Source organism: Campylobacter sp. CH278, from assembly GCF_004378845.1.
Classification (GTDB): Bacteria; Campylobacterota; Campylobacteria; order Campylobacterales; family Campylobacteraceae; genus Campylobacter_D; species Campylobacter_D jejuni.
In genome coordinates, this window is the sequence record NZ_RYXZ01000002.1 from 138,690 (window position 1) to 150,411 (window position 11,722).

Genomic DNA, 11,722 nt, shown 5'->3' on the forward strand with positions numbered 1-11,722 from the left:
TATAAATTATGGAGATAAATGCTCTTACGATAACCACTCTTTATATCATAGGTATTTCCGCAGAAGGAATGACAGGGGCTTTAGCTGCAGGACGCCATAAAATGGATCTTTTTGGAGTTATTTTTATTGCTCTCGTAACAGCAATTGGAGGCGGAAGCATAAGAGATGTGCTTTTAGGACATTATCCTTTAACTTGGGTTAAACATCCTGAATATATTATTTTAATCTGTTTTTGCGCCCTTGTAGCCACAAAAATTCCGCGCGTAGTAACCAAACTTGAAACTTTATTTCTAACTCTTGATGCTATAGGACTTGTTGTTTTTAGCATACTTGGAGCTCAAATAGCCATAGATCAAAACCATGGCTTTATCATAGCCGTTGCTGCTGCTGTAATCACCGGTGTTTTTGGTGGAATTTTAAGAGATATTTTATGTATGAGAATCCCCTTGGTGTTTCAAAAAGAAATTTATGCAGGAATTGCCATAATTGCAGGAGCAATCTATTATTCTCTAATAATTTGGCTTGAGCTTAATGCCTTAGTTTGCACACTTTTAACTCTTTTTATAGGAGTTTTTGCAAGGCTTTTAGCTATCAAATATCAATGGTCTTTGCCTATTTTTTCTTACAATGAAGAAAAATAATTTATCGTTGCTTTATACAAGTTTGCTAAGATATTAAAAATTTTAGGAGATTGATAAATGCGAAGACTAAGTATTTTACTTACGATTTTAATAGTTATTAATATAACAGCTTGCGATAGCAAAACAGAAAATTACTACAAAAATCATCCTAGTGAAGCAAAAGAAAAAGCGAAAGAATACAAAGAAAGCGGAACTCTTAGCGAAGATTGTATTAATGCATTAAAAGTTGGTGTTAAACCAACAAATGAAGAGAGTAAATACAGTCCAAATACACCAAAAAAATCTGATAATCAGATATTAGAAACTTTAAAACAAAATGATTTAAAAAAAGAAAAAACCACAAAAGATATTAACCAAAGTTCAGAAAATAATGAAAGTATTATAATACCACCTATAACAGAAACACCTTCTGAAATTTATCCTTCCAAAACAACAGAAAACAATCAAAGTTCTATCTTTAGCGATGATGTTAATATAACACAGGAAAAATTACCATGAAAATAACTCTTTTTTTAAGCCTTATTGGTATATTTTTTGCAGCATGCGAACAAACCAAAAGTGTAGAATATTATCAAAATCACCCCGAAGAAGCAAAAAAAAGAAGTTTAGAATGCAGACACAAAGCTATCATCAGTCAAGATTGTGTTAATGCGTATAGGGTAGGTTTTCCAAAAGATGAATGGGAAGATGAAAATATTTCTAATCCTTAAAAGCTATGAAAGTTTCAAAATTTGCCCATTTAAAAATACTTTCTATTTTCTTAAAACCTGCCTTTTCTAGCATGTTTAAATTTTCTTTTTGACTATAAGGAATTAAAACATTTTCTAAAGCTTCTCTTTTAGCTGCAATTTCAAATTTAGAATAACCTTGTTTTTCTTTATAATCTGCATAAAGTTCTATGATATTTTTAGACAAAAAAGCATCTTCATAAAGGATTTTTTCACTCATAATCAAAATGCCTTTAGAGTTTAAATTTTTATAAATTTTATCAAGTAATTCTTGTCTTTTAGGAGGGCGAATAAACTGCATGGTATAATTTGCCACAAAAACATCGCAAACAAAAAAATCAAATTCACATAAATTAGCTTCAAAAAAACTTATATCAAGCCCATAAGCTTTAGCTTTTGATTTTGCAACTTCAAGCATAGAAGCAGAATTATCCATGCCAAAAAGTTTAAAATCCTTTCTTAGATTTGCTAAAAAAATCAAAAAATTAGCACTCGAGCAGCCCAAATCACAAACACTTGCATTTGTGGGTAAAATTTTAGCCAATAAATTACCACAAAGTTCTAAATTTTCTCTATAAAATGGTACAGAACGATTGATCATATCATCAAAAACACTAGCCACGCTTTTATCAAATTCAAATTGTTTTTTAGGGCTTTGTTTAAAAAGTTCATCTTTCATCATTTTTCCTTAATAATTCTTTAGCTTGCTCTATGTCTTTGGCAATTTGATTTTTAAGTTTTTTTAGATCTTGAAATTTTTGATTCTCTCTTAGAAAAGATATAAACTCGAGTTCGAAAAACTCCCCTTGTGTGAATTTTTCACCCAATTCTTCTAAAATATGACTTTCTATAGCAAAATTTTCATCGCTTGACCTTATACCTAAAAAACTCACACTTTTATAAATTTTTCTTTGACTTTTTAACAAAGTAGCATAAACACCATTTTGAGGTAAAAAATAACCTTTACAATCTAAATTTATAGTCGCAAAAAGTTCTTTAGAGCCCAAACCTTGTCCTTTAATCATCTTCCCTTTGATACTATAATCTCTTCCTAAAAATTCTTTTGCTTTTTGCAAATTTGCTTTTGATAAAAAATCCTTAATTAAACTTGCATGAACACCTATTCCGCCTATGCTAAATTCATCAACTATTATAGTTTTTATCCCACTTAAAAACTCAATATCTTTAGCATTATAAGCCCTATTTTTCCCGAAAGAAAAATCATATCCCACTACTATAAATTTCAAATTGACAAATTCTTTTTTCAAAAAGCTTAAAAAATCTTTACCATCTAAAGATTTTATACTTTCAAAATCCACTTCTATAACTTTTTTTCCTGAAATTTCTTCTTTTTGACGATTTGAACAAAGAAATTGACCCTTAAATTTATTAATAACTAACAAAGCCCCATTCTCATCTAAACATTTTACAAGCTTTAGATGTCCTAAATGCATACCATCAAAACAACCTATGGCTAAAGAAGTAATATTAATTTTTGATATAGTAGTAAAAATATTCAACATTACCTTCCTTTCCTTTAATGCTTGATTTTTGCGTATTTTTTAAAAGCCAACCCAATTTAGCACATTCTTTTTCAAAATCCATTCTTGCCTTTAAGATTGCCTTATCATCTTTTAAAACACCCTTTTTATCTCTTTTGATATTTTTCCCTACTTCAAACTGAGGCTTAAAAAGTAAGATAATTTCCTTTAAAGCTAAATTATCGATATAATAAAGTAAATTAATAAGAGAAATAAAACTCACATCACAAGTAACAAGTTCAAATTTTTCTTCACTTTTAAAGGCTCTAAGATCTATATTTTCATGCAGGATAATTTTTTCATTTGCTCTTAAACTTGGATGGAGTTGATTACTACCCACATCAAGAGCAGTGATTTTTAAAGCCTGATTTTCAAGTAAAATTTGTACAAAACCACCCGTACTAGATCCTATATCAAGACAATTTTTATGTTTTATTTCAATATCATTTTCTTCTAAGAAATTTTTTAATTTTAAAGCTGCTCTTGAAACATAAATTTCACTTAAAAGATCCAATTTTAACTCATCAGCTAAAAGTATATCTTCAGGATTTAAATCTTGCGTTTTTTTTAAATTTTCTAAAAAATTTTTCACATCAAAAGAAGCTTTAAAACTTTTACCATTAAGCAAAACCTCTTCATTTTCTATAAGCTCTAAAGCTTTATTTCTACTGATATCTAAACGCTTTGAAACAAAAAAATCAAATCTCATTTTAAACTCTCATTTATTCTTTTTTCCAAGTCTTCTTTTTCTTTAGAAAACCACCAAATGCCTATTTCAAAAGCATTTTTTTTAAAAATTTCTCTAAGATCTTTAAGATCTTTTTCAAAAAGATCTTTTTCTTTTTGAATTAAACTTAAATTATGATCTTTTAAAAAATCAAAATTATTCATCCATAAAAGTATTTGTTCTTGTTCGGATTTTAAGGCATTATTTCTTTGCTCTTTTAAAAAATAACTTCCTAAAACCATGATAAAACACAAAAATAAAACAATTATTTTTATCTTTATTTTCAAAACAAAATTAAAAACAAAAGCCAAAAGAGAACAAAACATAAAAAAATTAAAAAAATCAAAAATAAAATTTAAAACCCTAAATCCCAAATATCCAAAATAAGAAAAAATAAAAAATTTTAAATTTGAAACAAAATACAAAAATTCAGACAAAAAATCAAAATAAACAAAAGAAGCACTCTTATAAGCAATGATTTTCCTAGAAAAAAGTTCTAAATTTAAAATTTCATTGTAAGTAAAAAAAAGCCCATAAAATGCATAAAATAAAGCAGTAAAAAAACTAGCGATAACAACTATTCTAAAATCATTATAAGCATTATCTACAAATTGCAAATGTAATTCTTTTTTTAAAAATATCATCAATAAAGGCAAAATTATAAATATAAAAACAAAATCAATTTTTTCAAGATTTAAAAAATTTAAAAATAAAGAAATAAGTCCAAAAATCGCCAAGAAAAAACTAAAAATATAAAGATAAAAATCCCCCATACTAATACGATAAAACAAACTTCCCTTAATCAAAGTAGCTTCTTTTATAATATTTTTTCTAAGCTTTAAAAATAAAAAGAATTCCCAAAAAAGTGTTAAAAAAATAGGAATTAAAAAAAATAAAGAAAAAACAGTCCTTTGCCAAGTTAGCAAAAAGCCAAAAAGGCTTAAAAGCGTTAAAATATAAGAACTATTCTTTAACAAGCTCATTAAAAGCACTTTCATCTATACATTTTACTTCAAGCTCTTTAGCCTTAATCAGCTTAGAACCTGCCTCTTCTCCAAAAAGCACATAGTCAGTCTTTTTAGAAACCGAACCACTTACCTTACCTCCAAGCTTTTCTATTAAAACCTTAAACTCATCTCTTGGGCGTGAAAGAGTGCCTGTAATCACAAAAGTTTTACCAAAAATCACGCCATCGCTTTTGATTTCAAGTTTTTCTATTTTCAAATTTAAAAGCTTGTAAAACTCATCAATTCTCACATGATTAACACGCGTAAATTCGCAAAGACTTAAAGCCATTTGCTCTCCAAAACCTTCTAAATTGGCATAAGCTTCAAAGCTTTGCTTGTGCCACTCTTTACCAAAACTTAAACTTAATTTTTTAGCCGCAACCTCGCCAATATGCTCTATCCCTAAAGCTGTGATAAAACGAAAAAGCTCACATTCTCTTGCTTGTTCTATGGCATTTAAAAGATTGTTAATTTTCTTTTCTTTAAAGCCTTCCAAACCTTCAAAATCATTAAATTTTAAATGAAAAATACTCTCAAGCGTAGTGATTTTTTTGTGCTTGTATAAAAGCTCTACTATATTTTCTCCAAGCCCGTCGATATTAAGACATTTTTTAGAAACAAAATGAATGATAGAATTTACAAGTCTATCTTCACAGTCTATATTTTGACATTTTATTAAAGTTCCTTCATCCAAAAGCTCACTTTGGCAAGTAGGACAAAGCTTAGGGCGTGAAATTTCCATCTCTAAACCTTCTCTACGATCTTTAAAAACCTTAGTGATTTTAGGGATAACATCGCCACTTCTTATCACGCTTACAAAATCATTGATTTTAACATCAAGTCTTGCAATCTCATCAAAATTATGGAGTGTGGCTGATTTTACTACAACCCCATCTAAATTTACAGGTTCTAAAACCGCCACAGGAGTGATCACTCCGCTTCTTCCTACTTGTAAATTTACTCCTATTAAACGCGTGGTTTTTTCAAGTGCAGGAAATTTAAAAGCTGCCATAAATTTTGGAAATTTTACCGTATAGCCTAGCTCTTCACAAAGTGCAAGATCATCAACTCTTACCACCATACCGTCCATCATCATAGGCTTTTTTTCTCTTAAAGCCAAAAGCTCATCATAAGCTTTTAAAACTTCGTCTAAATTAGTACAAAGCTTAATAAAATCATCCTTTAAAAAACCAAGCTCTCTGATAAATTGCATCACCTCGCTGTGCTTGGTAAAATTTAAGGTATTTTCCCCTACTCCCCAAGAATAAAATTTCAAATTTCTTTCTTTAGTGATGCTTGTATCAAGCTGCCTTAAACTCCCGCTTGCAGCATTGCGTGGATTGGCAAATAAACTTTGATTTAAAAGGGCTCTTTTTTCGTTGATTTTCTCAAAATCATCTTTTAAAATTACCACTTCTCCACGAATTTCTATCCTTTCTTTATAGGCTATATTTTTAGGTATATTTTCTATCTCAAAAACATTAAGCGTTATATCCTCACCCACTTCGCCATCGCCCCTAGTGGCACCGCTTACTAATTTACCATTTTCATAAAGCAAATTTAAACTCGCTCCATCAAATTTAGGCTCTATAAAAAAGTTTTTTTCACATTTTGCGCGTTTTGCCCAAGCCCTAAGCTCACTCTCATCAAACACATCTTCCATCGACCACATACGCTTTAAATGAGCTATTTTTTTAAACTCGCTTTGTATAGTAGGAGCTATTTTTTGCGTTGGAGAGTCTTTTGAAATTTCATCTTTATTTTGTTCTTCAAAAACTCTTAATTCTCTGATTAAAGCATCGTATTCTTCATCGCTAGCCAAGGGTTCATCTTTTTCATAATATGCCCTCATCCACAAATTTGCTAAAGCAACTTTTTCTAAATACTCTTCTTTTTTCATCTAAACTCCTATATTATCCATTGCCTGCGCTAAAGCAAAAAGTTGTTTGTGCTCATATAAATCATGCACTCTTATAATACTAGCACCATTTTCAAAAGCCTTTAAATGCAAATACAAAGTTCCTGCTAAACGATCTTTAATCTCGCTTTGAAAATACGCATTAATCACACTTTTGCGACTCGCACCTATAAGCAAAGGCTTATTAAATTGTAAAAAATGTTCTAAGTGTTTGATTAAAATCATATTATGCCCCGCACTCTTTCCAAAACCAATACCTACATCTAAAATACTTTCTTTTACTCCAAAACTTTCTAAAAGCTCAAGTTTTTCTTTAAAAAACAAAGTCATCTCATCAAGCAAATCTTCATAAAAAGGATTATCTTGCATGTTATTTGGATTGTTTTGCATGTGCATTAAGCAATATTTTGCCCCATATTTACTTGCAAGTTTGGCTAGATTAAGATTTCTTAAACTTGTAATATCATTAATGAGTTTAAAACCCTTATTTAAAGCATATTCTAGACAATATTCATCAAAACTATCTAAACTAAAAATTGCTTGTTCGTAATAATTTTTCTCATAAATTAAGTCAAGTACTTTTTTCAGTCTTTTAAATTCCTCTTCCTTGCCACAATACTCACTCCCAGGTCTTGAACTAACCGCACCTATATCGATATATTCAGGCTTTAAAGCAAGAAAGTCATTAAGTCTTTTTTCAAAGTCTTCTTCACTCACACGACTTTTTGCATTAAAACTGTCTTCATTGACATTAATCACTGCCATAAGCTCGGCTTTTTTCGGTTTTAAAAAATCTTTTTGCAAAAAAAGAGCCAAATTTTTAAGTCCAAAATCTTGAAGTTTTTCTTTGACAACAAGCTTTTGAATTTGCTCTTTACTTGCCATTAAAAGCGCATTTGAATGAGCGATTTTTGCAGTAATTACTTCTTTATGAGTAATAAGTTCAGCTCCTACTCTTAAAGCATCTTGTTTTAAAATATTTGCCGCAGGAGTAGAAATATCTTTAATAAAAATAAAATGAATTTTTGTTTTTTCACTCATAATCTTTTGTCCCATTTTATGGGGATTTATGAAAGAACAAAGCAAATTAAAATCGGTGTTTGGATTGATTTTAAAAAATTTCATTTTATTTCTTTGTATAGTAATTTAGCAAAAGAGTAGCCAAAAGCACCCCGCTTTTAGAATTTAATTTTGCAAGCTCATAACTTTCATAAAAAAACTCTAATTCTTCAGCGTTAAAATCTTTATATTTCACACATTCTTTAGCAAGCAATGCGATTTGATCCATAAGTTCATTTTTATCCAAATTTTCATTTTTTTGCAAAAAATCAAAAAGCATTCTTAAATCCATTCTTTTAAGATCTAAATCAAGTTTTTTAACTTCCTTTTCAACTTTTCTTTTTTCACAAATAAGACGTGATTTTATAGTAGGTAAAAGTAAATTTTTAGAAGGTACCACAATAAGAAATTTAATATTTTTTGGAGGTTCTTCAAGAAGTTTAAGTAAAAAATTTTGTGCTTCTATCCTATAAGAATCCGCCATTAAAACAATAATTTTTTCTTCGGTTTCTGCGATATAGCTTTCTTTTTCAACTGCTCTTGCATCATCAAGTAAAAATTCATTTTGTGGCATAAAAAATCTTAATTTTTTAATACCAAAATTATTAATCATTTCTTCTTTAATACCTAAAAAATCTTCACTGATAATAATCTTACTAATAAACAAAATATTTATCCTAATTGCACCTTGGAAAATAATATTGCATCCAAACTTACATCAAAAAGTTGATATAAACTAATAAGCTTGATATCCAAGTCTTTATCTTTAGAATTTAAATAAAAACTATCTTGTAACTGCTCATCAAAAAGCCACAATAAACTATCATCTCTTGATTTAGCGATTAAAGATTTATTATCAGAAGCACTTCCTATATAAAAATACACATAACCATTAGGAAAAGAAATGTCAAGCAAGTCATTAAGTAAAGCTATATCTTCTGAACTTTGTACTTTCTTCTTGCATAAAGAATTTAACGACACAAAAGGAAGCATGGGACGAGCGGCTTTTGAATTTATATTTTTTAAAAAATACTCTTCATACCAAGATCTTTGTTCATCGCACATTAAGACAAAAGTACGTCCTTCTAAAAGATATTTAAGTCTTGCGGACATCAAAGGAGCCCATTCTAAACGACGCGACTCCAACCATGCCATAAAAGCTCCGCCATTGCGGATATTTTCAAGAGTAAAACTTAAAAAATCACTCATTTATTTATCAAGTCCGTAGCACTCATGTAGTGCTCTAACTGCAAGTTCTCCGTATTTTTCATGAACTATCATCGAAATTTTAATTTCGCTAGTAGAAATCATACCGATATTAATCCCCTCATCAGCTAAAGCTTTAAAAGCTTTACTTGCCACTCCTGAATGTGATTTCATGCCTACACCGACTATAGAAACTTTTACTACAGCACTATCACTTTCTATAGTTGTTTTTGAGCTTAAAATTTTTTGCATAGCATTTTTAGCTAATTCAAGTTCATTTTGAGGAACCGTAAAACCCAAATTTGTAGCGCCATCAACTCCAACATTTTGTATAATCATATCTACATTAATATTTTCATTTGCTAAAACAGAAAAAATTTCAGCTGCGATTCCAGGCTTATCTTCTACATTTCTTAAAGTCACTCTTGCTTGATTTTTATCCAAAGCAATACCACTTACTAAAGCTTGTTCCATTCCATCTTCCTTTGTTATCATTGTTCCTTCGTTATTGTTAAAACTACTTCTAGTTACTAAGTTAACATTTAATTTTTTTGCAAGCTCTACAGAGCGATTTTGCAAAACTTTTGCACCCAAACTTGCAAGTTCAAGCATTTCTTCATAAGAAATTTTATCCAATTTCTTTGCCTTTGGTTCAATTCTTGGATCTGTTGTATAAACCCCATCAACATCGGTATAAATTTCACACAAATCCGCATTTAAGGCACCTGCTACCGCCACAGCACTTAAGTCGCTTCCACCACGCCCTAAGGTAGTTACATTACCTTCCTCATCTACACCTTGAAAACCTGCTATAACGACTATTTTACCATTTTGAAGTTCTAATTTTATCGCTTTTGTATCAATATGATGAATTCTTGCCTTTGTAAAAACACTATCTGTAATAATTCCCGCTTTTCTCCCAGAAAATGATATAGCAGGATAACCCTTTTCATTTAAAGCAATAGAAAGTAAAGCGCTTGTTACACGCTCTCCACTGCTTAAAAGCATATCCATATCTTTGCCATTAGGAGTTTTACTAAAATATTCAGCTTGCTCGATAAGAGTATTTGTCACCCCACTCATTGCAGATACTACAACAACAAGTTGATTACCCTGTTGCACACTTTGGATAACCCTATTGGCTACTGCTTCGATACGCTCAAGTGTTCCAACGCTTGTTCCACCATATTTTTGAACTATAAGCATTTTAGATATAACCTTTCTCTTCAAAATATTTGATCACTCTAACATAAATATTTTTTTTGAAATGATTAATCATTTCAAAAATTTGTTTAACACTCACAAATTGATAATCATCAAATTCAGGATGCTTGGTATTGATATTGATTGTAGCACCGTGCTTTAAACGCACTAAAAAATATTTTTGAATCTGCCCATCATAAGGATACATTTTTTTAACAATTTTACTCGGAAAATCATAACTCAACCATTCTGGATACTCAGCAATGATTTCAACCTCATCAATGCCTATTTCTTCTTTTAGTTCTCTAAATAAAGCGTTTTTGACACTTTCACCTTTATCAATACCTCCTTGTGGAAATTGCCAAATATTATCCATATCACTTCTTTTAGCTATAAAAATCTTACACTCAAAAGGATAAGAACTTGATAAAACAATAGCTGCAACATTTGGTCTATAATTTTTCTCGTTTTCCACAATATTTTTCCTTAAATCTCAAGAATATAATTTTAACCTAAATCAAATCAAATTTTTATTAAAATACATTAAAAATTTAATAAAATATTTTAGGGTTTTTATGCATTTTTATATCCATATTCCATTTTGTGAAAGCAAATGTAATTATTGCGCTTTTACAAGTTTGAAAAAAAATGATTATGAAAAAGCTTATTTTCAGGCTTTAAAAGAAGATATTGTTTTTCAATTAAAACAATTTAACATTCAATCAAATCAAATTAAAACCTTATTCATAGGCGGAGGAACACCGAGTTGTGTCGATGCGTATAATTATGAAGATATTTTTAAAATTTTATATCCCTTACTAGATAAAAATGTAGAAATTTCATGCGAAGCTAATCCCAACTCAGCAACATTAAATTGGCTTAAAAATATGAAAAATTTAGGAGTTAATCGCATTTCTTTTGGAGCTCAAAGTTTTCATCCTAAAAAACTTCACTTTCTTGGAAGAATTCACAATCAAGAAATAATTATCAAAGCATTAGAAAATGCAAATAAAGTAGGTTTTAAAAATATCAATTTAGATCTTATTTATGATACAAAATTAGACAATAAAAAAATGCTTGAATTTGAACTCTTACACTTAAAACAAATCAAGGCTTTAATCACACACCTTAGTGCTTATAATTTAACCATAGAATCAAACACAGCCTTTGCCAAAAAAGAACATTTCAAAAAAAATGCTCCTAATTTAATGAAATTTTTTATCAAACAACTTCTAGAGCTTGACTTTTTTCAATATGAAATCAGCAATTTTTCAAAAACCAAAGCCCAAATTTGCAAGCATAATCTTGCTTATTGGCAAGGAAAAAACTACCTAGCTTGTGGATTAAGTGCAGTGGGATTTTATGAAAATAAGCGTTTTTATACAGCAAAAAATTTAAAAAATTACATAGAAAATCCTACTTTTAGATCTATAGAGCAACTAAGCTCTAAAGACTTGAATTTAGAGCACCTATTTTTAGGACTTAGAAGTATAGTAGGGATTGATGAAACAAAACTCAATCAATGGCAAAAAGACAAAATAAATATATTATTAAAAGAAAAAAAACTTTTTTACAAAAATAAAAGATATTTTAATCCTAATTTTCTCATTAGCGATGAACTTGCTTTATATCTCTCATCTTAAATTTAAGTTTTTTAAGTAAAATATTTATTTAAAATATCAAATCAAAGAG

At 29.3% G+C, this 11,722-nt stretch carries 14 protein-coding genes; 4 read left to right on the plus strand and 10 right to left on the minus strand.

Going from position 1 to position 11,722, the window contains the following annotated elements; translation table 11 throughout:
- Positions 1 to 8 precede the first annotated feature (8 nt).
- The 3 genes from ELQ04_RS02425 to ELQ04_RS02435 are packed head-to-tail and all read left to right on the plus strand — an operon-like array spanning position 9 to position 1,351.
- Entirely contained in the window at positions 9 to 641 is a 633-nt protein-coding gene (locus tag ELQ04_RS02425; RefSeq protein ID WP_002852232.1) for a trimeric intracellular cation channel family protein, read from the plus strand.
- Between the two features lie 57 nt (positions 642 to 698).
- The gene (locus ELQ04_RS02430) at positions 699 to 1,139 is read left to right on the plus strand and encodes an EexN family lipoprotein (RefSeq protein WP_004316453.1); all 441 of its coding nucleotides are present in this window, start codon (positions 699 to 701) and stop codon (positions 1,137 to 1,139) included.
- A complete protein-coding gene (locus tag ELQ04_RS02435; protein WP_072238629.1) occupies positions 1,130 to 1,351 on the plus strand; it encodes an EexN family lipoprotein in 222 nt (73 codons plus the stop codon). The genes ELQ04_RS02430 and ELQ04_RS02435 overlap by 10 nt, the downstream gene beginning before the upstream one ends.
- Here the strand turns inward: ELQ04_RS02435 and cmoA are convergent.
- From cmoA to ELQ04_RS02485, 10 genes are read right to left on the minus strand one after another with little or no spacing between them, the layout of a single operon-like run.
- Positions 1,341 to 2,051, minus strand: a complete 711-nt coding sequence (gene cmoA / locus ELQ04_RS02440) for a carboxy-S-adenosyl-L-methionine synthase CmoA (RefSeq protein ID WP_074469304.1) — start codon at positions 2,049 to 2,051, stop codon at positions 1,341 to 1,343. The genes ELQ04_RS02435 and cmoA overlap by 11 nt on opposite strands.
- On the minus strand, positions 2,038 to 2,892 hold the full coding sequence (locus ELQ04_RS02445; protein ID WP_002876662.1) for a bifunctional riboflavin kinase/FAD synthetase: 855 nt from the start codon (positions 2,890 to 2,892) through the stop codon (positions 2,038 to 2,040). The genes cmoA and ELQ04_RS02445 overlap by 14 nt, the downstream gene beginning before the upstream one ends.
- Entirely contained in the window at positions 2,858 to 3,619 is a 762-nt protein-coding gene (locus tag ELQ04_RS02450) for a TlyA family RNA methyltransferase (RefSeq protein WP_004316456.1), read from the minus strand. The genes ELQ04_RS02445 and ELQ04_RS02450 overlap by 35 nt, the downstream gene beginning before the upstream one ends.
- The gene (locus ELQ04_RS02455; RefSeq protein WP_074469325.1) at positions 3,616 to 4,620 is read right to left on the minus strand and encodes a hypothetical protein; all 1,005 of its coding nucleotides are present in this window, start codon (positions 4,618 to 4,620) and stop codon (positions 3,616 to 3,618) included. Before ELQ04_RS02455 ends, ELQ04_RS02450 begins: the two co-directional genes overlap by 4 nt.
- A complete protein-coding gene (ligA, locus tag ELQ04_RS02460; RefSeq protein ID WP_004316458.1) occupies positions 4,601 to 6,544 on the minus strand; it encodes an NAD-dependent DNA ligase LigA in 1,944 nt (647 codons plus the stop codon). The genes ELQ04_RS02455 and ligA overlap by 20 nt, the downstream gene beginning before the upstream one ends.
- Positions 6,545 to 7,687 carry a dihydropteroate synthase gene (gene folP / locus ELQ04_RS02465; protein WP_004316459.1) on the minus strand — a complete coding sequence of 381 codons (1,143 nt, stop codon included), beginning with the start codon at positions 7,685 to 7,687 and terminating at the stop codon, positions 6,545 to 6,547. It lies immediately after the preceding gene.
- Between the two features lies 1 nt (position 7,688).
- On the minus strand, positions 7,689 to 8,288 hold the full coding sequence (locus ELQ04_RS02470) for a DNA polymerase III subunit delta' (RefSeq protein WP_002921223.1): 600 nt from the start codon (positions 8,286 to 8,288) through the stop codon (positions 7,689 to 7,691).
- Between the two features lie 5 nt (positions 8,289 to 8,293).
- Positions 8,294 to 8,830, minus strand: coding sequence for a HobA family DNA replication regulator (locus ELQ04_RS02475; protein WP_044778149.1), 537 nt, complete (start codon positions 8,828 to 8,830; stop codon positions 8,294 to 8,296).
- Entirely contained in the window at positions 8,831 to 10,033 is a 1,203-nt protein-coding gene (locus ELQ04_RS02480; protein ID WP_004316461.1) for an aspartate kinase, read from the minus strand.
- A gap of 1 nt (position 10,034) precedes the next feature.
- Positions 10,035 to 10,505 carry an RNA pyrophosphohydrolase gene (locus ELQ04_RS02485; protein WP_004316462.1) on the minus strand — a complete coding sequence of 157 codons (471 nt, stop codon included), beginning with the start codon at positions 10,503 to 10,505 and terminating at the stop codon, positions 10,035 to 10,037.
- A gap of 100 nt (positions 10,506 to 10,605) precedes the next feature.
- Here ELQ04_RS02485 and hemW point away from each other — a divergent pair, with 100 nt between their 5' ends.
- On the plus strand, positions 10,606 to 11,673 hold the full coding sequence (hemW, locus tag ELQ04_RS02490; protein ID WP_044778148.1) for a radical SAM family heme chaperone HemW: 1,068 nt from the start codon (positions 10,606 to 10,608) through the stop codon (positions 11,671 to 11,673).
- The last annotated feature ends 49 nt before the right edge of the window (positions 11,674 to 11,722 follow it).